24 protein-coding genes and 1 pseudogene are annotated in these 26,738 nt (G+C 39.2%); 23 read left to right on the forward strand and 2 right to left on the reverse strand.

Translation table 11 applies throughout. The annotated features are described in order from the left end of the window. Positions 1-19 precede the first annotated feature (19 nt). The 21 genes from ACSU6B_RS22225 to ACSU6B_RS22325 all read left to right on the forward strand — a co-directional run bounded on the left by ACSU6B_RS22225 (position 20) and on the right by ACSU6B_RS22325 (position 22,412). Entirely contained in the window at positions 20-1,372 is a 1,353-nt protein-coding gene (locus ACSU6B_RS22225) for an acetyl-CoA carboxylase biotin carboxylase subunit (RefSeq protein WP_410888466.1), read from the forward strand. Positions 1,373-1,392: 20 nt separating this feature from the next. Further along, positions 1,393-1,605, forward strand: coding sequence for an acetyl-CoA carboxylase biotin carboxyl carrier protein subunit (locus ACSU6B_RS22230; protein WP_410888467.1), 213 nt, complete (start codon positions 1,393-1,395; stop codon positions 1,603-1,605). Between the two features lie 21 nt (positions 1,606-1,626). Next, complete coding sequence (locus tag ACSU6B_RS22235) at positions 1,627-1,998, forward strand: AtuA-related protein (RefSeq protein WP_410888468.1); 372 nt, start codon at positions 1,627-1,629, stop codon at positions 1,996-1,998. 9 nt (positions 1,999-2,007) lie between these two features. Further along, positions 2,008-2,790: an enoyl-CoA hydratase/isomerase family protein gene (locus tag ACSU6B_RS22240; protein ID WP_410888469.1), complete on the forward strand. Its 783-nt coding sequence runs from the start codon at positions 2,008-2,010 to the stop codon at positions 2,788-2,790. Positions 2,791-2,844: 54 nt separating this feature from the next. Continuing rightward, positions 2,845-4,209: an acyclic terpene utilization AtuA family protein gene (locus tag ACSU6B_RS22245; RefSeq protein WP_410888470.1), complete on the forward strand. Its 1,365-nt coding sequence runs from the start codon at positions 2,845-2,847 to the stop codon at positions 4,207-4,209. A gap of 13 nt (positions 4,210-4,222) precedes the next feature. Continuing rightward, positions 4,223-5,788, forward strand: a complete 1,566-nt coding sequence (locus ACSU6B_RS22250; RefSeq protein WP_410888471.1) for an acyl-CoA carboxylase subunit beta — start codon at positions 4,223-4,225, stop codon at positions 5,786-5,788. A 24-nt stretch (positions 5,789-5,812) separates the two neighbouring features. Next, positions 5,813-6,622, forward strand: a complete 810-nt coding sequence (locus ACSU6B_RS22255; RefSeq protein ID WP_410888472.1) for an SDR family oxidoreductase — start codon at positions 5,813-5,815, stop codon at positions 6,620-6,622. Between the two features lie 51 nt (positions 6,623-6,673). Beyond that, entirely contained in the window at positions 6,674-6,952 is a 279-nt protein-coding gene (locus tag ACSU6B_RS22260; RefSeq protein WP_410888473.1) for an AMP-binding protein, read from the forward strand. A 120-nt stretch (positions 6,953-7,072) separates the two neighbouring features. Next, positions 7,073-7,624: an enoyl-CoA hydratase/isomerase family protein gene (locus ACSU6B_RS22265; protein WP_410888474.1), complete on the forward strand. Its 552-nt coding sequence runs from the start codon at positions 7,073-7,075 to the stop codon at positions 7,622-7,624. Positions 7,625-7,974: 350 nt separating this feature from the next. After that, positions 7,975-9,645: an AMP-binding protein gene (locus tag ACSU6B_RS22270; protein WP_410888475.1), complete on the forward strand. Its 1,671-nt coding sequence runs from the start codon at positions 7,975-7,977 to the stop codon at positions 9,643-9,645. 93 nt (positions 9,646-9,738) lie between these two features. After that, positions 9,739-10,524 carry an enoyl-CoA hydratase/isomerase family protein gene (locus tag ACSU6B_RS22275; RefSeq protein ID WP_410888476.1) on the forward strand — a complete coding sequence of 262 codons (786 nt, stop codon included), beginning with the start codon at positions 9,739-9,741 and terminating at the stop codon, positions 10,522-10,524. Positions 10,525-10,570: 46 nt separating this feature from the next. Next, positions 10,571-12,178, forward strand: a complete 1,608-nt coding sequence (locus tag ACSU6B_RS22280; RefSeq protein WP_410888477.1) for an ATP-dependent acyl-CoA ligase — start codon at positions 10,571-10,573, stop codon at positions 12,176-12,178. Next, the gene (locus ACSU6B_RS22285) at positions 12,168-12,569 is read left to right on the forward strand and encodes a hypothetical protein (RefSeq protein ID WP_410888478.1); all 402 of its coding nucleotides are present in this window, start codon (positions 12,168-12,170) and stop codon (positions 12,567-12,569) included. Before ACSU6B_RS22280 ends, ACSU6B_RS22285 begins: the two co-directional genes overlap by 11 nt. 28 nt (positions 12,570-12,597) lie before the next feature. Beyond that, positions 12,598-14,064, forward strand: coding sequence for a sodium:solute symporter family transporter (locus ACSU6B_RS22290; RefSeq protein WP_410888479.1), 1,467 nt, complete (start codon positions 12,598-12,600; stop codon positions 14,062-14,064). A 163-nt stretch (positions 14,065-14,227) separates the two neighbouring features. Next, the gene (locus ACSU6B_RS22295) at positions 14,228-15,400 is read left to right on the forward strand and encodes an acetyl-CoA C-acetyltransferase (RefSeq protein ID WP_410888480.1); all 1,173 of its coding nucleotides are present in this window, start codon (positions 14,228-14,230) and stop codon (positions 15,398-15,400) included. A 753-nt stretch (positions 15,401-16,153) separates the two neighbouring features. Further along, positions 16,154-16,867: a 2OG-Fe(II) oxygenase gene (locus tag ACSU6B_RS22300; protein WP_410888481.1), complete on the forward strand. Its 714-nt coding sequence runs from the start codon at positions 16,154-16,156 to the stop codon at positions 16,865-16,867. Positions 16,868-16,955: 88 nt separating this feature from the next. After that, positions 16,956-17,594 carry a bifunctional transcriptional activator/DNA repair enzyme AdaA gene (locus ACSU6B_RS22305; protein ID WP_410888482.1) on the forward strand — a complete coding sequence of 213 codons (639 nt, stop codon included), beginning with the start codon at positions 16,956-16,958 and terminating at the stop codon, positions 17,592-17,594. Positions 17,595-18,560: 966 nt separating this feature from the next. Next, positions 18,561-19,580 carry a hypothetical protein gene (locus ACSU6B_RS22310; RefSeq protein ID WP_410888483.1) on the forward strand — a complete coding sequence of 340 codons (1,020 nt, stop codon included), beginning with the start codon at positions 18,561-18,563 and terminating at the stop codon, positions 19,578-19,580. 550 nt (positions 19,581-20,130) lie between these two features. Further along, positions 20,131-20,661 carry a sigma-70 family RNA polymerase sigma factor gene (locus ACSU6B_RS22315; protein ID WP_410888484.1) on the forward strand — a complete coding sequence of 177 codons (531 nt, stop codon included), beginning with the start codon at positions 20,131-20,133 and terminating at the stop codon, positions 20,659-20,661. After that, entirely contained in the window at positions 20,651-21,697 is a 1,047-nt protein-coding gene (locus ACSU6B_RS22320; protein WP_410888485.1) for a DUF4030 domain-containing protein, read from the forward strand. The genes ACSU6B_RS22315 and ACSU6B_RS22320 overlap by 11 nt, the downstream gene beginning before the upstream one ends. A 202-nt stretch (positions 21,698-21,899) precedes the next feature. Beyond that, on the forward strand, positions 21,900-22,412 hold the full coding sequence (locus tag ACSU6B_RS22325; RefSeq protein ID WP_410888486.1) for a DinB family protein: 513 nt from the start codon (positions 21,900-21,902) through the stop codon (positions 22,410-22,412). Positions 22,413-22,696: 284 nt separating this feature from the next. On the opposite strand, the pseudogene ACSU6B_RS22330 reads toward ACSU6B_RS22325, so the two are convergent. After that, positions 22,697-23,918: pseudogene (locus tag ACSU6B_RS22330) on the reverse strand (IS110 family transposase). 404 nt (positions 23,919-24,322) lie between these two features. Here ACSU6B_RS22330 and ACSU6B_RS22335 point away from each other — a divergent pair. After that, positions 24,323-24,532 (forward strand): hypothetical protein, encoded by a 210-nt coding sequence (locus tag ACSU6B_RS22335; RefSeq protein ID WP_335384374.1) that lies wholly within the window; start codon positions 24,323-24,325, stop codon positions 24,530-24,532. A 229-nt stretch (positions 24,533-24,761) separates the two neighbouring features. Here the strand turns inward: ACSU6B_RS22335 and ACSU6B_RS22340 are convergent, their stop codons facing one another. After that, the gene (locus ACSU6B_RS22340) at positions 24,762-25,238 is read right to left on the reverse strand and encodes a hypothetical protein (protein WP_410888487.1); all 477 of its coding nucleotides are present in this window, start codon (positions 25,236-25,238) and stop codon (positions 24,762-24,764) included. A 257-nt stretch (positions 25,239-25,495) separates the two neighbouring features. On the opposite strand from ACSU6B_RS22340, the gene ACSU6B_RS22345 reads away from it, so the two are divergent. Continuing rightward, positions 25,496-26,509 (forward strand): DUF3231 family protein, encoded by a 1,014-nt coding sequence (locus tag ACSU6B_RS22345; RefSeq protein ID WP_410888488.1) that lies wholly within the window; start codon positions 25,496-25,498, stop codon positions 26,507-26,509. The last annotated feature ends 229 nt before the right edge of the window (positions 26,510-26,738 follow it).

Raw genomic sequence — 26,738 nt, forward strand, 5'->3', positions numbered from 1 at the left:
GGCTGATTGGAGGATAAGTATGACGATAAAAAAACTACTGATAGCAAACCGCGGAGAGATTGCCAGCAGAATTATCAAAACCTGCCGGAGGCTTGGGATTAAAACGATCGCGATTTATTCAGAAGCTGATGAACAAATGCCATATGTTGCGGAAGCGGATGAGGCCTATTTAATTGGCCCACCGCCGGCATTTCAAAGCTATTTAAGGATGAATGAGATCATAAAAGTTGCCTTACAGACAGGAGCAGATGCCATACATCCCGGGTATGGATTTCTTTCAGAAAATAGTGATTTCGTTGATCGTTGCGAAAAAGAAGGAATCACCTTTATTGGTCCATCCAGAGAGGTGATGAAAATGATGGGCAGTAAGATTGAAGCAAGAAAGAAAATGAAGGTACTCGGTGTCCCCATTGTTCCAGGTAGCAGCAATGCCATTGAATCAGTGGAAGAGGCTTTGCAAATAGCCGGTTCTATTGGATACCCAGTCATGTTAAAGGCAAGTGCAGGCGGAGGTGGAATTGGCATGGAATTGGTTTATTCGGAAGAAGAGCTCAATAAAGCGTTTTTCTCGACGAAAAGCCGTTCCGAAAAGTTCTTTGGGGATTCCTTAATTTTTATCGAAAAATACATCGAAAATCCAAGACATATTGAGATGCAAATTGCGATTGACCACTTTGGGAATGCGGTTCATCTATTTGAAAGAGAATGCTCTGTTCAACGCAGGCATCAGAAGGTAATCGAGGAAAGTCCGTCTCCTTCCATTCATCCTTCACAATTAGAGAAATTAATCCAGGCGGCCTTAAAGGGGGCCAAAGGAATCGGCTACCGCAATCTCGGAACAATGGAATTTATTTTTGATGAACAAGGGAATTTCTACTTTTTAGAAATGAATACGAGGCTTCAGGTGGAACATCCAGTGACGGAAGAAACGACCGGTTTGGATTTGGTCGAATGGCAAATTGAAATCGCCAATCAAAAACCATTACCTCTCAAGCAGGAAGCAATTAAAAGAGACATGCACGCAATAGAGTGCAGGATTTATGCAGAAGATCCTATCAGATTTTTTCCATCACCAGGAACAATCAGCCTGCTGGTTTGGCCTGAAAAGATTAGAATCGATACTGGGATTGCCAGCGAAACAACCATTACACCATTCTATGATCCGATGATTGCAAAAATCGTTGCAAAAGGTATCAACAGGGAAGAGGCGATTTTAAGGATGAGGACTTCTTTGCAGACAACACAAATCGAAGGGATTAAAACAAATATTCCCTTTTTGCTGGAAGTATTAGAGAATGAAGAATTTATAAATGGGTTTTATTCAACCAATCTTGTAAAAAGAATGCGCGAAAATAGCGTTAACAAAAACTAATAGAGTAGGAGTGGAATGAAATGAATATACGGTCAAATATGAGCGGCAGTTTATGGAAGGTTTTGGTGAATGTAGGTGATCAGGTAGACGCAGGACAGGAAGTAGCCATTTTGGAATCAATGAAAATGGAAATTCCTATTGTTTCAGAAGTAACCGGGGTTGTCGAAGCCATTTTAAAAAATGAAGGCGACTTTGTTCAAGAAGATGAAGTTGTAGTAAGACTGCAAGGATAGAAATGGGAAGGAGGTACAAAGATGAGTAGGATCAAGCTTGACCAAATTGCGTTGTCCAGGTCTGGGGACAAAGGAAATATCTCTGATATTTCTTTGTTTGCCACAAATATCGAAGTCTATGAGCTATTAAAAAAGGAGGTAACTCCAGAGAGGGTAAAGGAACATTTTGCCGGATTATGCACAGGTATTGTAGAACGCTATGAGGTGCCAAATGTTCTCGCTTTAAAATTTGTTTTACATGACGCGCTTGGCGGCGGATCGGCTTCCTCTCTTCGGATGGATAATTTAGGGAAATCTCTGAGTGCTGCTTTGCTCCGAATGGAAGTGGAAGTTCCTGATCACATATTGGAAGGGATCGAAATAAAAGAACCGCAACTCTATTCAATTTTTTAGGAGGATAACATGGGTGAACTAGTACGTTTTCATATCGAAGATCATGTTGGCATAGTCGAATTAAATGACCCTGAGAGCAGAAACCCCCTGTCCAAAGAATTGTGTTTAACCCTGATTGATACCCTGAAAGCGGCTGAAGTAAATGAGTCGGTGCATGTGATGGTTTTGACTGGAGCAGGTAATTCATTTTGTGCCGGAGGAAATATTAAGGAGTTTGCAGGGTATCAAGAAAAGCTGGCCAGTGAAATTCATAAAGAAGGAGAAGCTACAACGCAGCTGTTTCAAACGCTTTCAAGCCTGCGAAAACCAGTCATTGGCGCCGTCAATGGTCATGCATTAGGTGGCGGCTTAGGGTTAGTAGCTGCATGTCATTATTCCATTGCCTCCACCAATGCTAAGCTCGGAACGACTGAAATTAAATTGGGCTTATTCCCACTCGTCATTCTTCCTGTTTTGATTGAGGCGATGGGAAGTAAGAAGGCACTTGAAATTAGTTTTACTGGGGAAATATTTAAAGCTGAAAAAGCAATAGAATATGGATTAGTAAATAAAGTGGTCCCGACTGAGCAGGTTATGGAATCGGCGATGGAGTTTGCAAGGAAGCTGGCTTCCGCTAGTCCATTAGCGCTAAGAATCGGCATGGACTGCTTTGTGAAAACGCGGGATATGGAATGGAACAAGAAGCTGGATTATGCCAATACATTACGTGTGATTTCCTTCCTGAGCGATGACCTTAAGGAGGGGGCACAGGCCTTTCTGGAAAAAAGACTGCCTAATTGGAAAGGCAGATAACCTTTTTTAGTCTATTAATCTTGTTACTAAATGGAATAAGTTGGAGGGAAATGAATGCCTAAAAAAGTTAGAATCGGTGCTGGGATGGGTTATTATGGTGATTCTGTACTGCCTGCTTTGGATATCGCCAGAAACGGAAATGTACAATACATTTGCTTCGATGATCTTGCCGAGTTAACAATGGCCATTTTAGAAAAGGATCGAAAGAAGGATCCCACAAAGGGCTATACAAAAGATATTACCCAGACGATGAATTTATTATTGCCTGAATGCTATCCAAAAGGCATTAAATTAATCACCAATGCCGGAGGGATCAACCCTGATGGTGCGGTTGCAGAAGTAAAAAGAATAGCCGGGGAACTGGGGTACACGGATCTAAAAATCGGTCTGGTTAAAGGCGATAACATCTTTGACCGTTTACATGAGGTCAGTCCCTTTTTTGTAAATAAAAACGAAGAAGAATCATGGGAGCAATATCAGGAGCGTCTATTATTTTCCTCCGTGTATCTGGGGGCACAGCCGATCGTAGAAGCATTAAAGCAGGGGGCTGATGTGGTTATTACTGGAAGGACCACAGATTCTGCCCAATTTGCCGCTCCGCTAATCTATGAATTTAACTGGTCTTATGATGACTGGGATCGCGTCGCATCTGCTGTTTTATTAGGACATCTAATGGAATGCTCGGGCCAAGTGACCGGCGGCAACCATACAGGAACTTGGTGGGAGATTGAGGATTTGGATAATATTGGCTATCCAGTCGCAGAAGTGGATGAGGATGGATCCTTTATTCTGACAAAAACAGAAGGAACAGGCGGAAAAGTTTGTGTAGATACGGTAAAGGAACAATTCCTATATGAAATCCATGATCCTCACCATTATATTACTCCTGACGTGATAGTGGATTTTACAACCGCCGTTATGGAGGATGTAGGACCCGATCAAGTTCGAGTTTCCAACGTGAAAGGAAAACCGGCACCTCCAACCTTAAAAGTGTTAATGGGTTACGAAAATGGCTGGGCAGGTGACGGGATGATGGGGTATTCATGGCCGCATGCATTGGAAAAAGCAAAAAAAGCGGAGGAAATCCTACGTAAGCAAATGAAGCGGCTTGGAATTAAAACGGAGGAAATTCATTCAAGTTACATGGGCTATAATTCGCTGCACGGGCCACTTGCCCATGAGGTGGATTCTGATTTATTGAATGAAATTTATTTATACTTTGCGATTCGGACAAAAGAAAAAACAGATGTGTTAAAGTTTGGAAAATTGTTGTCACCCCTGGCAGTCAACGGACCGCCATTTGGGGGTGGTGGTCTTGGTAAGGGAGGAAAACCACGGCAGTTATTAGGAATGTACTCCTGCCTGATTGACCGGGATGTGATTGAAAAAGATGTAACCGTAGAGATTGTCACGGTATAAAGGAGGAATTCAAATGCAAAAGACCTATATTGAGACGTTTAGGCTGACCAACCAGGAAAAAGAAGACAAGATCGAAGCGGAAAAAGAGCGAATCAAACACGGTGGTCCTGAAAAATATCGGAACCGGGTCAAGGAACAAAACAAGTTATTGGTGCGTGAACGGTTGGCTCTTCTTTTAGATCTAGGTTCCTTTCGTGAAGAAGGCTTATTAGCAGAAGCACTAAAGCCAGATTTGGCTGCAGACGCAATGGTGACGGGAATCGGAAAAATCAACGGGTGCAAAGTGGCCTTTTTAGCGGCCGATCCAACCGTAAAAGCCGGGTCGTGGGGGGCAAAATCAGTAGAAAAAATGATTCGGATCCAAGAATTGGCCATGAAATTAAAAATCCCAATGATCTATATGCTTGATTCTGCTGGGGGCCGAATTACGGATCAAATTGATATTTTCCCAGGGCGCCGCCAAAGCGGCAAAATTTTCTATAATCAGGTGAAAATGTCAGGGATGGTTCCGCAGATATGTATTAATTTCGGTCCTTCCCCAGCCGGTTCTGCTTATATCCCGGCATTCTCTGATTTAGTGATCATGGTCGATAAACAGGCAAGTGCCTATTTAGGCTCTACCCGAATGGTCGAAATGGTGATTGGGGAAAAAACAACAATGGAAGAAATGGGTGGGGCCAGAATGCATTGCTCCACAAGCGGCCTCGGGGATGTCTTGGCAAAAGATGACGAAGATGCCATTGACATCATCAAACGATATCTTTCTTATATGCCCCAAAATTATAAACAAAACCCGGAGATGGTGGAAGCCGTTTCTCCTAAGGTTGGCAGGGCGATTAAAGATATCATTCCGGAAGATATGAACCGTCCCTATGATATGTATGAATTAATCGATCGTGTCATTGATGAAGGCAGCTGGTTTGAGATCAAAAAGCTGTTTGCTCCAGAGCTTATTGTCGGCTTTTCCCGCATTGGGGGCAGGGTTGTTGGGATTGTGGCCAATCAGCCAAAGGTCAAAGGCGGAACCTTATTTGTGGATACTGCAGACAAAGGGGCCAGATTTGTGACTCTATGTAATGCCTTTAATATCCCGCTTCTATTTTTGGCGGATGTTCCAGGGTATATGGTCGGCACCTCGGTGGAAAGAAAGGGAATTATCCGCCATGGCGCCAAGTTTATTACTGCCGTTTCGGAAGCTACCGTACCTAAGCTAACTGTGATTGTAAGAAAGTGTTACGGGGCAGGCTTATATGCCATGTGCGGACCGGCTTATGATCCGGAAAAAGTAATCGCTCTGCCGTCAGCATCCATTGCCATCATGGGGCCGGAAGCTGCTATCAATGCCGTCTATTACAATAAAATTCAGTCGCTGCCAGAGGAAGAACGTCCTGCCTTTATTCAGAGATTAAGAGAAGAGTACTCAGAGGATATTAATATTTACGCGCTTGGCTCGGAACTCATTATAGATGAGGTCATTCCATATCATGCGCTTCGTGACGAGGCAATCGTCCATTTTGATTATTATGAATCAAAAGACATTACCTTTGGAGAGAAAAAGTGTCCCGTCCATCCGGTTTGATTGGAAAATAGTGGAGGTGAGGAAATGGAAGATTTAGAGATTTTTTCGAAAACCCTGCTGAAGGACAAAGTAGCCATTGTTTCCGGAGGAGGAACCGGTATCGGGAAAGAAATTGCTCACCAGTTAGGGAAGGCGGGAGCAAAGCTGGTTCTTGCCGGACGCAGGGAACATGTATTAAAGCAAACGGAAGAAGAATTTGTTTCCAAGGGATTTGAAGTGTTATCCGTTCCTACCGATATTCGAGAAGTGGATCAAGTCGAAAACCTGGTGGCGGAAACAGTCGCTCGCTTTGGAAAAGTCGATATCTTAATTAACAATGCTGGCGGCCAATTCCCGAAAAGGGCTGAAGAACTCACGAAAAACGGCTGGGATGCCGTCATTCGAACCAATTTGAATGGTACCTTTTATATCACTCAGGCGGTGGGGAAACAAATGATCAAACAGGGGACAGGGGGAGCGATCACAAATATTCTCATTTCCTTCCTCCACCGGGGCGCCCCGGGCATTGCTCATTCGGTTGCCGCTCGGAATGGAGTTTATGGTTTAATGAAAAACCTGGCATTGGAGTGGGCGCGGTACAACATCCGGATCAATTCGATTGGCGCAGGATTATTCATTACGGCTGGCATGCAGGAAGAAATGGCGGCGGCTGACCCTCATTTTATCGAAAATACGATTAAGGCAGTTCCGTTAAGACGTGTTGGAAATCTTGAAGAGCTTGGCTGGATGGCAACCTACTTATCTAGTAAAGCAAGTGGATATATTACGGGTGAAAATATCATTATTGACGGCGGAAATTCATTGGGGCATGGGATTACGTTTTTTCCATACTGATAAATCATAGTGGTCTCCATTGAAAGTAAAAAATTGGTTGGGGGTAATGACATGGGGTTCACTGACCATTTAAATGTTTCTTACTTAATTAAAAGAGAAGGCTTAGATCTTGATAAGAAGGCAATTGTTTTCGAAGGTGAAAGTTTAACCAACAAAGAATTGAAAGAACGATCCATGAAATTTGCAAATGGTCTATATGAAATGGGGGTTCGTAAAGGGGATAGAGTTGTAGTCCTGACTAAAAACTGTTTGGAATTCTGGGAAATAAATTTTGGAATCTATGAAACAGGCGCTATAGTTGTCCCGTTAAACAGTCGGTTATCCCCATGAAAGATACTCAAATAAACAAACCCTAATTAAATAGAAAATTGAATTTTGTGGCAGTTTTCTATCTATTAGTTACTTTCAAATAATTTATGAAATGAGTATCTTTTGAGAGAAGGTGAAAGTTTGAAAAATTATGAGACCCTTATAATTACTGAGCCTAAAAATAGATTATTAGAGGTTACTCTATCCCGGCCAAAACAACTAAATGCTTTAAATACGTTAATGTTAAATGAACTATTTAATTTAACAAGTGAACTAAGAGGAAACTTATCCGATAAGTATAATGCCATAATTATTTCCGGAGCAGGACGTGCTTTTTGCAGTGGAGGGGACTTAAAGGAATTTTTAGGGATCTATGAAAAAGAAAATAGTATTATTGAAACCTATATCTCTAAATTTCTTCGCCTATCAAAAATTTTGAATGAATTGCCAATTCCAACGATCGCCTGTCTACATGAAGCTGTTGCAGGAGGAGGAGCTTCCATTGCACTGGCCTGTGACATAAGAATAGCTGCTAAAAATACCCAAATCCAATTTAATTTTTCCCGAATTGGTTTAATTCCAGATATGGGTGCCCATTATCTATTACCTAAACTGATAGGGGAAGCCAGAAGTTTAGAACTGCTATACACAGGGAGGCCTATTCTTAGCGAAGAGGCTTTAAGGATAGGTTAAATCCATCAAGTTGTTGATAGTGACGACCTTAAACTGCAAACGATTGAATATGCAAGTCAATATAAAAATATTGCTCAGCCTGTCTTAAAACATATTAAGCATCTTATTAAAAATAGTAACTCCTCGTTAGATCAAATATTGAATCAGGAGACCATCCTTCAAACGGAAAGGTTCAAAAGCCATGAATTCAGAGAGTCGATTGGAAGTTTTTTTTAAAGATAACTCTTCCTATATAAATAGAGTACCAGTAAGGTCTAAGGAACATTGAATTTAGTTCGAAGTCATTTTAATCATCATATAAAAAATGACTGACTTTTTAAGCAATACCCACTTTTGAGGGAGTGAAGAGGATGAAGCTTGATGTTACTTCGCTTTATAACAGACGAAGAGTAAACAGATGGGAACGAGTTAGCGTAGGAGATATGCTGGAACGGTTAAGGTATAGTTTTCCGGATAAAGAGGCTTTGGTCGGGTGTGAGGGTGCATACTCACATCCAGACAACGCCAGACTTACGTATCTGCAAGCAGACAACAAGGCGAATCAATTTGCCAATGCTCTTTTGCAAAAGGGCTTAAACAAGGGAGATAAAGTGTTATTATTTTGTGATAACTCGGTAGAAGCATTCTTGACCAAAATTGCCGTGGCAAAGGCGGGGCTGGTAGCCGTACCAATGAATACGATGATTGCTTCCGATGTCATTTCCTACTTAATTAATCTCGTTGAACCCAAACTGTTTATCGCTGACGCGGAACATTGGCAAAAAATAGGTCCGGTTTTCAGAAGTCATAACATTCATCTTGATATTACTATCCCAATAGGCGGAGACGTAATCCCCGGCAGCCAATCCTTTGAGGAATTTATCGCAGGGCAGCCGACAGATGAACCTGATGTGGAAATTCATGGTGATGATATTTGGGAAATGCTGTTCACTTCAGGTACCACCACCATGCCAAAATGCGTCATGGTTTCCCATACAAATACCTATATGGCTGCCTATAGTTTCGCTTTGTCCCTGACGAGGGGGCATCAGTTTGAAAATGACTTACGGCTCTGCAGCTTTCTGCCTCTTGTATTCCATGTGGCAGACCAGGTGTTCGCTTTTTCTCCCTTTCTTTCTGGGGGAACATTAATAATCGGAAGGACGCTTAATCTTCCTTCTTTGGCTGAAACCATTACAAATGAAAAGGTAACGGCTCTTTGGGCAGGATCCCCGGCATTTTTGACAGCGCTTACCGACATATTTATGAAGGAAAAAGACCAATATGCTCCTGGAAGTTTAAAAGTCATCGTCTACGGATGGTCCGCTTTAAGCCCTGATTATACGGAAAAGCTAAAGGAACTTTGCGGTCGTGATTTGGTGACATTTGAGATCTTCGGTCAAACCGAGGCTATCTCCTGTTTTCGCTTTTGGCCTGATAAATGGCCGGAGATACACGAAAAGACGGCTCCAGCCGTCAATTATGTTGGTGTTCCTAATCCTCTTTTGGCCTCTATCATTATGAATGAAAGTGGGAATGTGATTAATGAGCCCGGCATACCTGGAGAAGCTGTTTACCGCTCACCTGCTATGATGTCGGGATATTACAAGGATGAAGAAGCGACACGTAATGCCTTTAAAGATGGATGGTTCCATTCAGGAGACAGCTGCATGTATGATGAAAATGGCTTATCGATCATGGTGGACCGATATAAAGATATCATCAAATCTGGAGGTGAAAACGTCTCAAGTATCAGAGTGGAAGCCGTATTAAAGCTTCATCCTTCTGTTGAAAAGACCGCGGTTATAGCCATACCTCATGAGAAATGGGGGGAAATGGTAACAGGAGTAGTCGTCCTAAAGAGCGGAGTAAGTGCACAGGAAGAGGAATTGATTTATTTTTGCCGTGAAAGGCTGGGTGGATTCGAGACACCGAAAAAAATTATTTTCACCCATCGTTTGCCTGAAACCGTGGGCGGAAAAATTCTTAAATATCGTCTGCGAGAGCAATACAGCGGTGTGAACATTACTAATCGAACGTAAGGAATATCAGACAGTTTCTTTTCGAATAGGGACTGCCTGAATTAGTCGGAATCTTCGGAATTAAGTGGGATTAAGACCCCTCAAGGAGGAATCATGAGTAAAGAGCTAACTTTTGAAAAAAGAGGAAAAAAAGCGATTATCACCATCAATCGCCCAGAGGCACATAATGCCCTAACCCCGGATGGGTGGAAGCAATTAGGGGATTTATTCCAAGAGGCAGAAAACGACCCTGAGGTATTTGTTGTGATTATTATTGGATCAGGTGATAAAGCCTTTTGCTCCGGAGCTGATTTAAAAATGACGATTCCAAGATTACTTGGAGAGCGAAGGGATGAACAGCTAGAGTCCAGTATTAATCATGCCATGATGAAATTTAATCCGATCGCAAAGCCAATTATTGCAGCCATCAATGGTTATTGTTTAGCTGGCGGTACAGAATTGCTGCAGGCAACCGACATAAGGATTGCGGCTAATCATGCCGTGTTCGGGCTGCCCGAACCAAGATGGTCGATTATGGCCGCTGGAGGTTCACTTGCAAGGCTGGTCAGGCAAATACCCTACTGCCGGGCAATGGAAATCTTATTAACTGGCCGACAGTTAACTGCTGAAGAAGCGGAAAAGGCAGGTTTAATCAATAAAGTGGTTCCTTCAGAGGAGTTAATGACTGAAGTTGACAGATATGCCGATCTAATCATCCAAAATGGTCCAATCGCTGTTCAATCAACCAAAAAAGCTGTGGTCAATTTGCAAAATTTGTCCCTGGAAGATGCATTTAAAGTGGAATGGGAATTTGCCCAGGATGCATTGCGAAGCTGGGATGCAAAAGAGGGATTGAGGGCATTTGGCGAAAAAAGGGCTCCTCGATTCAAGGGAGAGTAAGGGAAACCACCTATTCCAAATAGAAAATTCGGGAGGCTGGAAGGCAGTGCAAAATATAAGGGAAGTTGTGGAGCGAGCTGCTCAGTTTTTTGGCGATAAGACATTTTTATATTTTATGAATGAAGAAGTTTCATTTTCCGAATTAGATAAGATATCTGGTAAGGCAGCCAATGCATTTAAGAAATTGGGTATCTCAAAAGGGGACAAAGTGGCTTTATTTCTACCAAATTGTACAGAGTTTTTCTTTGTATGGATTGGGCTAAGTAAGTTAGGAGCAGTAATGGTTCCCATTAATACTTTTTTTAAAGAAAAAGAAACAACATTTGTCATTAATAATTCAGATTCAAAAATGGTCATAACCGATTCAAAATCATTAGAAATGATTCTGAACATTCGAGGAAATTGTGAATTAGTAGAAAACGTGATGGTGATAGACCAGGGTCCTTCAACTAATGTCCTTTCCTTTTACAAATTAATTCAAATGGAAGATTCACATATAGACCAGGTTGAACTATCACCAGATGATGATGCCGCCATTTTATATACGTCAGGTACAACCGGTAACCCAAAAGGATGTGTGGTCCCGAATAGTTATTATATCCTTAACGCAAAGCTTTGGTTAGAGCATCAGGAATTTACTTCAGAAGATCGATTTTTAACTCCATTACCATTTTTCCACATGAATCCGCAAATATTAACAACGATGGGTGCTTTAACAATAGGAGCAAGTGTCATTTTATTGGATCGTTTTCACCCTGGTACTTGGTGGGAAGATGTAGTCCGTTACGAAGCAACACAATTCCACTATTTAGGAGTAATGCCAGCCATATTGAGTTCCCTTCCACACAGCCCGTTGGAAAATGGACACAAAGCTCGCCTATGTCTAGGGGCGGGCATTTCCTATAAATTTCATGAAGCATTTGAAAATAGATTTGGTCTCCAAACCATAGAGGTATTTGGGATGACAGAAACCGGTTTGAATATGGCTACACCGATTAGGGGAGAACGAAAGCTGGGCACAGGAAGTATGGGGAAAGTTTTACCTGGGATCCAAGCTAAAATAGTGGATGAGTTTGACCAGGAAGTTCCGATTGGAACAGCTGGAGAGCTAGTATTAAAGGAAGAACTCCGCCCAGAAGGATCCTCCATGATGAAATATTACTACAAAAATGAAGCGGCTACGAAAGAAGCTTGGCGAAACGGATGGTTTCACACCGGAGATATTGCCAGACAGGATGAGGAGGGATTCTTCTATTTTGTCGATCGAAAAAAGGACATTATCAGAAGAAGCGGAGAAAATATATCTTCAATGGAAATTGAGGATTGTGTACGAGCGCATCCCCAAGTAGTCGATGCTGCTGCTGTACCTTTTCCTGATCCCCTCCGCGAACAAGAGGTAAGGGTTTGTATTATTTTAAACCCCAACGAAACGGTTAGCGAGGAAGAAATAGTGAATTGGTGTTCGGAACGGTTGGCTTATTTTAAAGTACCACGGTATATAGAGTTTGTCTCAAAATTTCCTAAGACTGCCAGTCAAAAAGTTCAAAAATCTGTTCTTAAAAATTTTTTCCAAGAAAAAACGTACGACAGAACAAAAAGAGCCTATGTTTACCTAAAGAGAATACTCGTGGAGGTAGAGGAAAATGTCAAATAGGTCTGTTTACGCTTTTACTATTTTACTAGTGTTGATGATTATAGGAATGCTGGCCGGCTCATTTCGTTACATCATCTATCCCTACATGTTCATGATTGGATTACTATTATTTAGTGGTATCGCAAAAAAGATTAAAGTAAATAAAAAGCTGATATGGATTCCCGCGGTTGTAACCGTCCTATTTTTAGTTTTTCAAATATGGTTAGACCATGCAACACTACAATCACCTGCGGGAGGAGAGAGATTACTTTTTGGATTTTCCATCAGCAACGCCATCTATTATCTAGGAATCTGGGTTTTATGCGCTCTGTTTTCTCTCATTTTCGCCTGGACATTTGATAAACCTGAGGAAAAGCACTCTGTCAGTGAGACCAATACCTTAGATATGTAACCTAAAAAACGCGAAGGAGGAAATGGACATGAATCCAATTATTATTGTTATTGCCGTTATTTATTTGTTTGTCTGTGTATTGATTGGCTATTGGGCAACAAAGAAAACGAAGACAAGCAGCGACTTTTTTGTGGCGGGCAGGGATATGGGGATGTTTGTCATGGCAATCGCAGCCTTTTCATCCATCCAAAGCGGCTTTGGGATGGTGGGTGGAACTGGTCTGACGTTTAGTGGTGGGTTGGGCTTTGCATCCGGACTAATGGTCTCAGCTCCATTAGGATTTGCCTTGGCGTGGTTTTTAATCGGAAAAAGATTGTTTAAATTGAGCAGACTTGGTGAAGTGTATTCGATTGGGGATATTATTGAAATTAGATACCAAAGTAAGGCAGCACGGGGCTGGATTTCCGTTGCCATGCTTTTAGGAATCATGGGCTATCTTGGCACACAAGTTCAAGCGATGGGTATTATCTTGCATTCGATTTTTGGAGTATCTACCATGACAGGTGCTATCATCGGTTTGGCCATCATGGCTTTTTATTGTGTGGGTGGAGGGATCCTTGCAGCAGTCTATACCGATCTTTTTCAAGGGGTCATCATGATTGTTGTTTCCATCATCGTTTTTTTCATTGCCATCGATGTAGGCGGTGGTGTTACTGAAATGACTCAAACCTTAATGGACTCCAATCCTGCCTTGGCTTCACCATTTGGCGCATTCCCGGTATTAACCGTATTTTGCTGGTTCTTTATGATTAGCTTGGGTGCTGCAGCACAACCACACTTTCTAACGAAGTTTTTACTTCTTAAGGATAGCAAGGATTTGAAGTGGGGTGCCTTTACAGCCAGTATTTCCTATATGATTACGACACTATTAGTAATCGGGATTGGGCTTGCCGCTTTAGCTTTAAAGATTCAAGGGAAATTTCCTGCTTTGAATTCTCCGGATGATGCCTTAACAGTTTTCTTAAATATGTTTACTTCACCTGTGATCAATGGTTTAGTTATTGCTGGTTTAATGTCGGCGATTATGTCGACGGGCAGCAGTTTTGTGAATATTGGTGCTGCTTCTTTAATCAGGGATATCCCAAAGGCCTTTAATATCGAAGTGAAAAGGGAGTTATTTTGGAGCCGTGTCGCTGTGTTTGGCCTCCTTCTAATATCCACTATATTTTCCTTCTATATGAATACATTAGTTGGTTTGCTAGGGGTATTTGGATGGGGCATGTTTGCATCCGCCATTTTCCCATCTGTTGTTTTAGGTTTAATTTGGTCCAAGGCAACGAAACAAGGGGCCATTGGCAGTATTGTGATTAGCTTAATCATCAATATTGTATTAGAAATAGGAGGAAAATACGGAATAAAATTACTTCCTCCCGGGGTAGTTAATGGAGCTTTTGCTTTAGCGGTCTCCACACTATTATTTATTGTCATTTCTTTATTAACCCTGCCAAAAGAAGAAGTTTTAACTTCCGAACTGAAGGGTGTAATTGAAGGATAAACACTCAAAGGTTAGGAAACTCGCTTATGCAAAACGATTCAAGGCATTCCATATCAGGCAATATAGATTAGGAGTTTTTCCCAAGGATATTCCAATCATACCTACTTGCAGTCTTTTGAGGTCTGGGAATCGATTAATAGAATTCAAATGGGAGTGATTTAACATGCAAGAAGTATATTTGATTGAGGGTGCAAGAACCGCGTTCACGAAGTTTGGCGGTTCCTTTGCGCAAACGGGCGCAACCGAGCTCGGGAAGGCAAGTGCCGTAGAAGCGATGTGCCGCTCAAAGGTAGATCCGATGCAAATCGACCATGTCATTTACGGCAACGTCATCCACACAGAAAAAAATGCCTCATACCTTTCAAGGCACATTGGATTATATAGCGGCGTTCCCAAGGAAGTACCGGCATTTACATTGAACCGATTATGCGGCTCGGGACTTCAGGCAGTCGTTTCAGCTGCACAACATATTTTAGTCGGTGATGCCGGCATCGTTCTCGCAGGCGGGGTGGAAAATATGTCGCAATCGCCTTACGTGAATTTCACGCAGCGCTTCGGCGCATCGAAAATGGGGAACTTGTCGTTTGATGATATGCTGTTAGAAACATTAACGGATCAATATACAGGCTCTGGGATGGGTCTTACTGCCGAAAAACTAGCTGAAATGTACGAAATTACTCGAGAAGAACAGGATGCTTTTGCGGTTGAATCAAACCAAAAAGCAGCTAAAGCAACTAATGCCTATCAAGAAGAGATCGTCCCAGTCGAGGTCAAAACGAGAAAAGGCAGTCTGCTTATCAGCGAAGATGAGCATATTAAACTAAACGTAAGTATGGAAGCTTTATCCAAGCTCAAGCCTTCTTTTAAAAAAGACGGAACTGTCACGGCGGGGAACGCTTCCGGTATAAATGACGGAGCGGCATCACTTGTGGTAGCTGGAAAACAAGCGGTTCAAAAAAACAACCTAAAGCCAATTGCCCGAATCGTCTCCTGGGCTGTTTCTGGGGTTGATCCGACAATTATGGGCATCGGTCCTGTTCCAGCCATCCAGCAGGCGCTCAACCGTGCAAAGCTCTCCATTGATGATATCGATGTAATTGAAGTGAACGAAGCCTTTGCTGCCCAATATTTAGCGGTTGAAAAAGCATTAGGTCTAGATCGCCAAAAAACGAACGTAAACGGTGGGGCGATAGCCTTAGGGCACCCAGTTGGCGCTAGCGGGGCAAGGGTGTTGCTGTCTGCTGCTTACGAATTAAGACGCCGCAACGCTCATTTCGCTGTCGTAAGCCTATGTATTGGCGGAGGACAGGGAATAGCGATGGTAATTGAAGCATAATACCTCTAGGACGGTTGGACAGGTCTCGTGTTTCAAATGAGGTTAGCGTATTTAAAACCACAAGAACCATCCCCATGTGCAGATAAGGATATAATTGCGTCTGCAAAAGAACTTTTGGGTCAGGTGGGATTTAGACTTGTAGAAAAGAGGGAAATGAGCGGTACAATTAGCGGAGCAATTGAAATAAAGTTTGTGGAGCCACATCTTTAGGCCAAGGTTAATAACCCTTTGGCCTTTTTATTTTAAATAATGTTGTTTATAGAAGCGGTGAGAATACTGAATGAAGCACTTAAAGGTAAACAATTATCATTTGCTGGAAAATAGACAAGCTCTTAACTCTGTTTCCTAAAGAGTCCAGTGCTTGTTTATAGTTTGAAATGCCCCATCCAGAGAAAGCATCCCTTCCCTATAACTTTGTAGAAGCACTGTTTAAAGTGATGAAACAAACCGATTACCCTATGCCCTCTCAGTCCAATCAACAAATCATGAAAAAGGTATATGATGATTTGAAAAGTTTCTTCGAAGCCTCAAAGAAATATAGAATCCAACTTACTAGCTTTTCTGGAAAACCAAAGATTCCTAAGTATAAACCGAAGAATGGACCTAAGACTGTTTATTTAACCAATCAAAGTCCACAGGAACCGTCACCATGGCCCTTTGTTATCTTGCTTTTACATTCTAAACACCTTATTTTTTTCTATTTATTAGGCTATAGTGTAAGTCATCAAGAAAGCTAAATAGGAGGCGATAAAAATGGTCCAAGATATAAAAACACGTGTAAAAAGTTTAAATTGGGATTCAATTCAAAACGAATTAGATGAGCAAGGGTTTGCAAAGCTTCCAGCAATTTTATCAAAAGAGGAATGCGACTTCTTCATTAAACTTTATAGTGAGGAAGAGTCATACAGAACGACAATCAATATGACGAGATATCGCTTTGGGAATGGGGAGTATAAATATTTTTCCTATCCATTACCTGAAATCATCCAAAGTTTAAGAGAGTCCTTTTATCCAGAGTTGGCCAAAACAGCAAATCGATGGTTAGGTTATTTAAAGAAACCAGAACAGTTTCCAGATCATCTTCAAGAATTTTTGAGAACATGTGAAGAATATGAACAAACTAGACCGACACCCCTAATTTTAAAGTATGAAACAGGCGGCTTTAATTGTTTGCACCAAGATTTATATGGAGATGTATTTTTCCCATTTCAAGTAGTATTTGTATTAAATCAACGGGATAAAGACTATACGGGTGGAGAGTCCTTATTAGTGGAACAAATTCCTCGTGCTCAGAGCAGGGGGCATGTGATTATTTTAGAACAAGGCAGTGCTCTAATCTTTCCTAGTAACCATAGACCTGCTCTTGGTAAAAAAGGGTATTACAAAAATACGGTTCGTCACGGAGTAAGTACGGTTACTTCTGGAGAACGATACGGTCTTGGAATCATTTTTCATGATTCAAAATAAATATTAAATTTTAATATCTTGCTATTTCATTCCTAGAATTGCACATTCTGAATTTATAGGGGGTATATTGTAAGGAAAGGTGAGATAAATGACAGATCGTATCAATAATGAATTACAAGAGAGTGAAGAACATGGAATTTTGACTGACGTGGACATGATGACAAATGAAAAGTGGCAAGCAATTATAGACAATGATGCTTCGTACAATAATCAATTTTTCTATGCTGTAAAGACCACAGGAATCTTCTGTAAACCATCTTGCAAATCTCGCATTCCAAAAAAGGAAAATGTACGTATTTTTTTAAACGCAGAACAAGCTCTCCGTGCAAATTTTCGCCCTTGTAAACGTTGCAAGCCTACTAATGAGAGATTGCCTGATAGTGAGTGGGTGGCACTTATCACTGAATACATTGATAAAAATTTTATAGAAAAATTAACTCTAGAAACATTAGCAAATATTGCTCACGGGAGTCCCTATCATTTGCATCGAACGTTTAAAAAAATTAAAGGCATCACACCAGTTGAATATATCCAACAGGTGAGATTAAACGCTGCTAAAGAGTATTTGATTCACACAAATAAAGCGATTGCGGATCTCGCCATATGTGTAGGTATGCCTAACACGTCCTATTTTATTACTTTATTTAAAAAGAAAACCGGACATACACCAGCACAATTTCGTCAAATGAGTAAAATGGAGGAAATGGAAAAGGGAATTAAAGAATAAACTAACTCTTTAAGAATGGATCATTAACCGGCTACCGTGGCGGATTAGAAATGAAGACATTGCTTTTGGATTAGAAAGACAATTCTCATCCAGCAATGAGTGATTATTGCCATCTTTCCGGAAAATCAGGTTTATGTAAGCCAGAAAGGGTTTGAGCCGTAAAGATAACAGGATGTGATTATATGTGTAAAAATCATAAGAAAAGTAATGAAAATAGAATGAAATAGGTTTTAGAGGAAAAGATTTGTGATTTAATTTAAGAGCAAGATGCCCATTTCTGCTCAAGTGGAGAAAAATTTAAACTTTAAAATGATTGAGATATGCAATAAAGAATGGACATAAATATTACAGCAGTGGGATTTTACATCTAAAGACCCACTGCTTTTAACTTCTTTTGAGTAAAATTAGAGGATGTATCATACGAAAAAAACAACCATTAAAAATAACGGTTGTAAATGGGATGATGTATGTATTAAAAGAGAAACGAGCATAAGTATGGGGGCTTATCCATTCTCTTACCTTCGTATTTTGTAGACTATTCATTAATTTGGCTCTACATGAACATGAACATCATATACGCCATAATCTTTCATCATGACTTTTTCAACACAATTGTAATGGGAATCCAAAACTACTATTCCACAGCCACCCAAATTACGACAAATCTTAATGAATTAAACTTCTATCTAATACTTAACAAGAAAATCATAAATGAAAAACATAAAAGAAGACCTGCTGACGAGAAAGAATAAAAGTTTATTTTGCGGTACTCCAAGTTTATGCTGCTAAATGAGGCAGCATTTCTTGTTTCACTAAAGGGGCAGTTTAATTGAAAAAGGACGGAAATCCTTAACTATCTTAACATTAAAAATATGTTAAATATTAAATACCTAGAAGGTATCCGCTCCCATTGTAAAGAATTAGATTTAGATAAGATCAATTTTTTTCAATTGGGAGTGGTTCACTATGTTAGCTTTAGCTCTACAAGGCATTGGGGGAATGAACTCATTTGCGGCTGGGGTACTACAAACGCTTCGAAAAGAGGGGGTTAAGCCAGATTTGATTTCAGCTACCAGCGGTGCCATATTGTCAGCATATTATTTTTTGCAAAAAGACACTAATGCTATTGAAAAACATTATGATGAGTATTTTAAATCCGAAGAAAATGGAATCCCAACTTTGTTCAAATTCATGCAATACGCATACTTGGGCGTTCCTAACAAATTTTCTCCTAATTACCTCAACATTATTGAAAGATTGTCTGACAATTGGCCTTTCTTGAGATCGGAGGAATGGATCAACTTCTGCTTCCCTAACAAAATTTACAAATCTGAATTTCCTCAACAATTTTTTGATGATATCGCCAATTGTTTTTCCACCAATGAGGAAGTGGGAATTATTATGAATGCCTATAATGTTAATAACGATCAGGCAGTTTTGTATGTGAACGAACGTGCTTGGGATACAATGGAATTAACTAAAAGGGGAAATTTTGAGGTCAAACCAATAACTCCGGATGGTGTGAGAGCATGTTTGCAGCTGCTTCAATATGGAGACTTTAAAGGGGAGTATGATGGAGCTTATCAATATAATCCGGTTTTGTCTCCGTTGGTAGTAGCCGACGAGATTATTTTGGTGACAGCAGCGCCACTAGGCAAATCTCTGGACCAAATCGATAACTTCTTTGATATCGAAGACTTTAAATTGAAGATGTTATTTAAAAATGCCCTTTATGCAGAGCTTAATGATATTTCTCGGATCAATAAACTTATTGAATACGGAAATAAGCTGGTTCGTCCAGAATCAGAAAATAAACCGTATAAAGAGTACAAATCGATTAAAGTGAAAACAATTCAGCCTACAATCCATCGTGGATTTTTTGAATATTTTGTGGAAACCCGTGAATTTTACCAGGATGGTGTGTCTCGAGCGAAAAAGTTTATTGATGATAGTCTAAATAAGCAGATACAGATTGAACGCGGATAAATCCCTCGTATCAATGTTTTAAAGGGTGATACTTTTGTATGGGGTAGATGTCTTTATCAGTAATTTTACTCTTTGATTATGTTTGTGAAATAGTGTACTTAAACTACTATGAAAATAAGTTTCTTCAAGATTAGAAAAATGACAATATTTAAGAAGACCCTGCTCAATCGTTAAAAAAAAGAGAAGAGTGTTAATTAATAAGTCTATGAATTGGTTGACTGGATTAAGGTCAGTATCTGTATTGACACTTCCTGACTATTTTCATTCTCTGTGGTGAAGTGCGATTTTTGCGCTTCATGGATGGCTAATGGGTGCTTTACTTTAATAAGAAGTAAAAAAGGATCTTCCAATCGAAGATTCTTTTTTCATTGCCTATAAGGTCGCAATTGCTTAGTATTTTTACTAAGGTTCTGTCTGATAGTAGAACCACTTTTCTGCTTTTAAACAAAGTCTTATCAAAAATGACTAAGTATTTTAGGATTTGTTAAAAAACCTTCGGCTAAAATAGGAAGGTTTCCGTCTAATAGATATACATAAAAAACAAAGGAAGGTGAACAACATAATTGAGTCCAATCACAGAATTCCAGAGGATAACGATAAAGTTTTTTTAGGGCTATTTCGGCAATACGAACAGTATATTTATAGGATGGCGTATGTTTACGTGAAAAATAAAGATGATGCACTAGACGTTGTTCAGGAAACAGCATACCAGTCCTACCTAAAATTTAATACTTTGAATGACTTGAAGCTGTTTAAAACTTGGATCATTAAAATTACGATAAATTGTGCTATTGATTTATTAAGAAAAAAAAAGAAAGTGATTCCTTTAAACAAGGAAGTTGTTGAATTTATTTCTAAGAGTACGGAAGATATACCTTTGTCACTAACACTACAAGATTTGTTAGACGCACTAAATGAAGATGAAAAAACTGTTCTTTTACTAAAATACTATCAAGGATACACTTTTAGTGAGATTTCGGAGATTTTGAATACACCATTAAGCACGGTGAAATCCGTTTTATATCGAGCATTACAAAACCTTCGTAAAAAAACTAGGAGGGCTGATATATATGGACAATAAGATAAGACAAGAGTTGGATAAAATTGAGATCCCAAAGGAATTAAATAGTAGGGTAATATTAGGGATGGAGAATGCAAAAAGAGATTACGAAAGGCAACTTAAACCTGAAAGCCAGGGTGATAGAAAAATATGGAGTCTTAGAAGAAAAATAATGTTTTTCAGCAGTGTTACTGTATTATTACTTGGTTTGTTTATAAGTTCTGCTTTTGTTTCTCCTGCAATGGCAAAAGTGATTTCAACCATTCCATATTTAAGTTCAATTTTTAAATCAGAACCCATAGGTAGCCTAATTTTTGACGAATTAGAGGAAAAAGGGTACAAAATTAGTGGAATAGGAACGGGTTACTCGCCACAAAAAACATTCTATGTAACAGTAGAAGGAACAGACGATTATTATAGCGAAGTCAAAGATGAAGTTAAAAAGATAGTAGGAGAGATTTTAGAATCAAAAGGCTATGATGCCTTTTCCGTAGAAGTCAAAAAAGAGCGAAAAGAAGATTATGTCCCTAGTGAAAAAGAATTGAATGAAAAAAGTATCATCGAAAATGAGGTCACAAAAAAATTAAAACAACTAAACTATAAATTTGATAGAGTACAAGCTGACCCAACGGAGAAAACAATTTTTATTAATATAGTCGGTTCCAAGAAATATTATCATTCCGTTCAAGATGATGTTAAGAAAATGGCATTAGAAGTTGCAGATGGAAATAAATATACAGGTTATAAAATTAATGTAACTAAAGTAACTACGGAGATAAGACCATCCGGTAAAGGAGGTCAAATTACATCTACGATTGCTGAAGGGCTTATGTCAAAAAAAGAGTTTAAAGTTACAGGTGTAGGTTATAAAGATAAACCGTTGAGCTTTATAATAAGTACCTCTATCTTAAGTTCTGATCCAACAGCTAGAGCACTTGGAACTGAAATCGAATCAATGATTGTTGAATTTCTACAATCCGAGGAAATATCGCTAATATTAGATAATGAGCCTTATGAAATTATTGTAAATAGTAAAGACAATAAGAAGATTAACTGAAGAGCAAAGGCTGCCAAGCTTGACCTAACCAAGAATGGAGAGGTAACAGTGGCAGCTTTTCTATTCAACTAACGTGGCAGTTTAGTTAAAGGAATTTTTTTTAATAAAACAGAATATATAAGTTAATGGTTTTTCCAAAATTTAGATTTTTAAGTGCCGTTTGTCTCAAAGGAAGAACAAATAGAAATGGAGGAAAATTAATTTGACACACCCCGTATTAAAATTGTACAACTACCACGTTTGGGCAAATGGACTTATAATGGACCGTTTGAGAGAACTTCCACAGGATATTTATCATCAGGATATTCAGAGTGGTTTTTCTTCGGTATCAAAGGTTTTGTCTCACATTTTTCTCACAGATTATACTTGGTTTGACATTATCTCAGGTAAAAGTATGAATGAAGCAATGGCGACCACGAATCAATTAAGAGAACAGGTGGAAATGAAAAGTATTAAGGAACTGAAAGAAATATTTCTAGACTTATCCGAACGATACAAAGCACTTCTGGACAGTCAAAAAGATATTGAAAAGTTGATTGTAGTTGATAACCCATATGCTGGGTTACTTGAAACTTCTATTTCTGAGACAGTACAACACGTTGTCACTCACGGATCCTATCACCGTGGCAATATAGCTACTATGTTGCGACAAATGGGGCACACCTCCGTTATGCAAGACTTTGGGCTTTACCTCTATCAAAATAGGACAGAGTAACTCAGCACCAATCCCCCTCTAAATGATTTATTCAAATATAGGGGGAAATAATTTTGCAGGGTACTGTTCCTTTGGAGAGATTGTGAAAAATTGCACTTAAAGTAACGGGTGCAAGAGTTAAAGATTGGGATGGCTGCGGCGATCCCTTTTTTCTTCTTCCACTACCATGAAAATAAACTTCTGTAATTCAGGAAAAAGGCAATACTAAAGAAGACGCAGCTCATTCATTTTTAAAAAAGGGGAGAGCGCCTTATTCATTGATCCTTGGAATCAAGTTGAATAGATTAAGATGCTTCTGGTTCTTGTAAAGTAACTGTGTAACCTAAACTTTCAAGTCTTCGTAGTGAATGCCGAACAATGGATTGCTGTCTCTGTTTATCAAAGTAGTCTTCACCTAAGTCTACATACATTTCTTTCCGTGTTAAGAGATAATAAGAGATACGTAACATGGCATGTGCGCCACTATTCCGGCTCGCTTTTTGCCTTTTCGTGATGCTGTTCGTCGATACAGTGCTCTGAGATAGTTCTTCGAACCTTTTACTGAATGAGCTGCTTCAGTTAATGCTGATCTCAAATACTTATTTCCTTTTTTGGTTTTAGCTGATTTCCTTTTCCCGGCACTTTCGTTTTGTCCAGGAACCAAACCTGCCCAGGAACACATATGGGCTGCACTTGGGAATTGTTTCTTAATATCAGTTCCGATTCAGCTAAAATTTGCTCAGCCATCCTGGTGGCTATACCAGGAATAGAATCTAATCGTTCCACATCTTCTTTGTAGGTACGTACTCTTTTCGCTACTTCTTGATCGAGCATCTCAATCTCTTCAGTCAAAAAGTCAATATGTCTTAAAATCGTTTTTAACATTAGACGTTGATGGGATTGAATATAACCTTTAAGTGCGAGTTCCAGCTCATCTTTCTTCTTTTTCATCGAGCGACGTGCAAAGTTTGCTAGTTTTTCAGGGTCCTCTTCGCCTTCGGCAATAGCGTTAAGCATATCTTGAGCTGAAACACCCAAAACGTCTGAAACAACTGAACCCAACTTAATGTTCGCTCCTTCTAATACCTTTTGGATTCGATTGATTTGTCTTGCGCGTTCCTCAATGATACTCCTACGATATCGAATGAGTTCACGTAGTTCCCGTTGATTACGATCTGGAATGTAACTAGCTTTCAACAGTCCATGACGAAGAAGTTTGGCAATCCATTCTGCATCCTTAACATCTGTTTTACGTCCGGGGACAGCCTTCATGTGTTGTGCATTTACAACTAAAAACTCAATATCTTCAGCTTCTAGTAAATTAACAATTGGTTTCCAATATACACTCGTACTCTCCATTGCAACATGAGTACAGTTGTGTTTCTTTATCCAATCTACAAGCTGTAAAAGAAAAATAGTTTTAGTTGAAAAAGTTTGAATCTCCTTTCCTTCTGGTGTCATAATACATGCAGTAATATTGTCCTTATGGACATCCATACCGCATGCTCTTTCAATGACTACATCCATTGAAAACATCCTTTCTACGGCAAACATTATAATTAGAGGCTGGTGCAACAACCAGAATAGGATTAATCTACCATGTGTGCTTCCCGTAAGGGAGCGACAGTCAGTGGTGCACCGTGGTCGGTGGAGTCAGACTAACGGATGGGCTCTAACGCACCATAGTTCATCGACCTTCCTCTCCCAGCCGTAGAATCAGTATTGACGGTTTAAAACCATTTTCATTCTCTGTGGTGAAGAGCTGGTTTTTAGCGATTCATGGATGGCTAACGGGCAGGTTAGTTTAACAACAAGACAGCTACTAATTGTCTTTGGGAACACGAATACACATACAAATAGGCAAATGTCTATTCCTCTTTGAACATGGACACATACACTATTTTTGAAACAATTAGAGGAGGAGATATAAAATGGAAAGACAATTCTTTGGAAGCACAATGGGTTATGGTGGTTATCCTGGTTACGGTATGGGTTATGGGGGTTATCCTGGTTACGGTATGGGTTATGGAGGTTATCCTTTCCATCATCATGGATATGGAGGCTATCCTTTTCACCACCATCATGGATTCCATCATGGTTGTGGATGTTATCCGAGTTTTCACCATGGGTATTGTTGTTAACTTAAAAAATGGATTTAACCCTTGTAGCGATGTCTTCAGGGGTTTTAAATTGTCTTAAAAGGATTGAAACCTTACATACATTGTATTATTAGGCTCTGTAAAGCTAAGTGTTGATTTTTATAAATTATTGAGCTAAAGGGGCAGGTTAGTTCAATAAAAAATAAACGCCAATTAAACTTTTGGCGTTTATTTTTATTGAAGACTCACTAATTTCTTTGAGCTAATGTACCTAAGTTTCCTCAGCACGATATACAAATTTTAAAAGCATAAATCTCAAAAAAATTCCAATCAATATTCCGATGGGTAATGACAACATTGGTAACCAAATAGGTCCGAGTAACATTCCGTTTACTTTAAATGTTGCTGAGTAAATAAGCCCTACTGTAACTAAATAAGCGGAAAACACGAAAGGAAGAAACGCTAAGGGTACTTTTTTACCGTTTGCATCACTGTAAGCATCCCAAATCGAAAAAAAATAAAGACAAGGATAAAACATCAACCATTTGTAATTCGTTTGTCCAATGGCTTTTTCAATTTCCCAATGAAAACTCAGAATAATTACATCATTAAAGTTGGATTGGACATTAATCAATATTTCTAATCCAATTAAAAGTAATCCCTTGAAAAATTTCTTGTTCAGAATTTGGGCAAACCCAGGTAAAGCAATACTCCAAAGGATTTTTTCAAGCTCATCTTTTGTTATCATTATTATTCACTTCTATCACTTTTCTTTTACTATTATGTATCTATTTGGAATAGGGTAGTTATTCCATCCCTCCATCTAAATTTCTTCATCGAATTTTTCATGCAAATTTATTTTCCTTAATACAGTATTGAAATATTCTAGCTAAAGGAAAAATATTATTTTCTATAACAATTAACGAGGTAAAGCATGTAAATTTTTAGGATATTGTATTCTTTGTAGAGCAAAATAAAGAAGAAAAAATATAGGAGGAATGTAGAATGCCTGAGAGACCTGCAATAACGGCATCTGAACTTGGAGTTCTATGGCTTACATACCAAGAGAAAACGATGATTTTGCGAATGCTAGAATACTTTATTGAAAAAGCTGACGACGAAAAAGCAAAAAAAATCATGACTAATTTATACAATGAAATCGACATTTATGTTGGCAAAATAACAAACATTTTCAAAAGTGAAGGGGCTGTAATCCCAGTGGGGTTTACTTCTGAAGATGTTAACAAAGATGTGCCTAAGTTATATGATAATGGTTTTGACATCATGTTTGTACGGTTACTAAAAGAAATTAGTATGGGGTTGCATACGCTAAATATAAACATGGTATATCGTGAAGATATTGTCATCCTATTTAAAGAACTTACCGCCATCACCCAAGCATATTACAATTCTTGTACACAATATTTGATTGAAAAAGGGATGCTGGCTAGGTCTCCATACGTTTCTATGCCCAACTCGGTTGAGTTTGTTAAAGAAACAAACTATTTGGCTGGAATGAATCCATTTACTAAAATTGGTAATAAGCGAACCTTAAATACGATAGAGGTTGCTTATATTTTTCATGGTATTGAATCAAATGTGACTGGGTTACAAATGATTACTGGGTTTGCTCAATGTGCCAATAAATCAGAAGTGAAAAAATTTTTTACAAAAGGAGCAGAACTCGCCAAAAGTATTATTAAAGAGATGAGTGAAACATTTTTAGAAGATGGTATCCAAAGTCCTTCTCCCTCAGGTGGAAATGCAACGCGTTCAACAGTTCCTCCGTTTTCCGATAAGCTCATGATGTATTGTACTAGTATGTTTTGTAGTTTTTCTATGGGGGGTAATGCCGTAGGAACGGCTTTTAGTTTACGGAACGATTTAGCAGCAAAAAATGCTGCTTTTACGAAAGATATTTTCGAATATGCCCATGAAGGTGCAAAGATTATGATTAAGAACGGATGGATGGAAGAACCACCTCAAATGGTAGAACGAAAAGAAATAATTAAAAAATAAAAAGTTATGGAAAAGTCACGAATTGCTCATGACCTTCATGCAAATAGTTAATAAGAACAAGCATTGGGGTAGTGCGTATTGCAAATAACATCTGAGTTTCTTCTTCAACAAAAGGGTGCGATGCTTTGACAAGGCATCGCCCTATTTGGTTTGATTAACGAAGCAGATTGTGAAGTGTTGTACTTAAAGTAACGGGTGCTTTACCAAAAAGATGGGCAAAAAAAGGTGT

It is taken from the genome of Neobacillus sp. C211 (assembly GCF_051842875.1).
Classification (GTDB): Bacteria; Bacillota; Bacilli; order Bacillales; family Cytobacillaceae; genus Neobacillus.

Coding starts and splice junctions, on each gene's coding strand:
- ACSU6B_RS22225 (WP_410888466.1), top strand. CDS start 20: ATGACGATAAAAAAACTACTGATAGCAAACCGCGGAGAGATTGCCAGC.
- ACSU6B_RS22230 (WP_410888467.1), top strand. CDS start 1,393: ATGAATATACGGTCAAATATGAGCGGCAGTTTATGGAAGGTTTTGGTG.
- ACSU6B_RS22235 (WP_410888468.1), top strand. CDS start 1,627: ATGAGTAGGATCAAGCTTGACCAAATTGCGTTGTCCAGGTCTGGGGAC.
- ACSU6B_RS22240 (WP_410888469.1), top strand. CDS start 2,008: ATGGGTGAACTAGTACGTTTTCATATCGAAGATCATGTTGGCATAGTC.
- ACSU6B_RS22245 (WP_410888470.1), top strand. CDS start 2,845: ATGCCTAAAAAAGTTAGAATCGGTGCTGGGATGGGTTATTATGGTGAT.
- ACSU6B_RS22250 (WP_410888471.1), top strand. CDS start 4,223: ATGCAAAAGACCTATATTGAGACGTTTAGGCTGACCAACCAGGAAAAA.
- ACSU6B_RS22255 (WP_410888472.1), top strand. CDS start 5,813: ATGGAAGATTTAGAGATTTTTTCGAAAACCCTGCTGAAGGACAAAGTA.
- ACSU6B_RS22260 (WP_410888473.1), top strand. CDS start 6,674: ATGGGGTTCACTGACCATTTAAATGTTTCTTACTTAATTAAAAGAGAA.
- ACSU6B_RS22270 (WP_410888475.1), top strand. CDS start 7,975: ATGAAGCTTGATGTTACTTCGCTTTATAACAGACGAAGAGTAAACAGA.
- ACSU6B_RS22275 (WP_410888476.1), top strand. CDS start 9,739: ATGAGTAAAGAGCTAACTTTTGAAAAAAGAGGAAAAAAAGCGATTATC.
- ACSU6B_RS22285 (WP_410888478.1), top strand. CDS start 12,168: ATGTCAAATAGGTCTGTTTACGCTTTTACTATTTTACTAGTGTTGATG.
- ACSU6B_RS22290 (WP_410888479.1), top strand. CDS start 12,598: ATGAATCCAATTATTATTGTTATTGCCGTTATTTATTTGTTTGTCTGT.
- ACSU6B_RS22295 (WP_410888480.1), top strand. CDS start 14,228: ATGCAAGAAGTATATTTGATTGAGGGTGCAAGAACCGCGTTCACGAAG.
- ACSU6B_RS22300 (WP_410888481.1), top strand. CDS start 16,154: ATGGTCCAAGATATAAAAACACGTGTAAAAAGTTTAAATTGGGATTCA.
- ACSU6B_RS22305 (WP_410888482.1), top strand. CDS start 16,956: ATGACAGATCGTATCAATAATGAATTACAAGAGAGTGAAGAACATGGA.
- ACSU6B_RS22310 (WP_410888483.1), top strand. CDS start 18,561: ATGTTAGCTTTAGCTCTACAAGGCATTGGGGGAATGAACTCATTTGCG.
- ACSU6B_RS22320 (WP_410888485.1), top strand. CDS start 20,651: ATGGACAATAAGATAAGACAAGAGTTGGATAAAATTGAGATCCCAAAG.
- ACSU6B_RS22335 (WP_335384374.1), top strand. CDS start 24,323: ATGGAAAGACAATTCTTTGGAAGCACAATGGGTTATGGTGGTTATCCT.
- ACSU6B_RS22340 (WP_410888487.1), bottom strand. CDS start 25,238: ATGATAACAAAAGATGAGCTTGAAAAAATCCTTTGGAGTATTGCTTTA.
- ACSU6B_RS22345 (WP_410888488.1), top strand. CDS start 25,496: ATGCCTGAGAGACCTGCAATAACGGCATCTGAACTTGGAGTTCTATGG.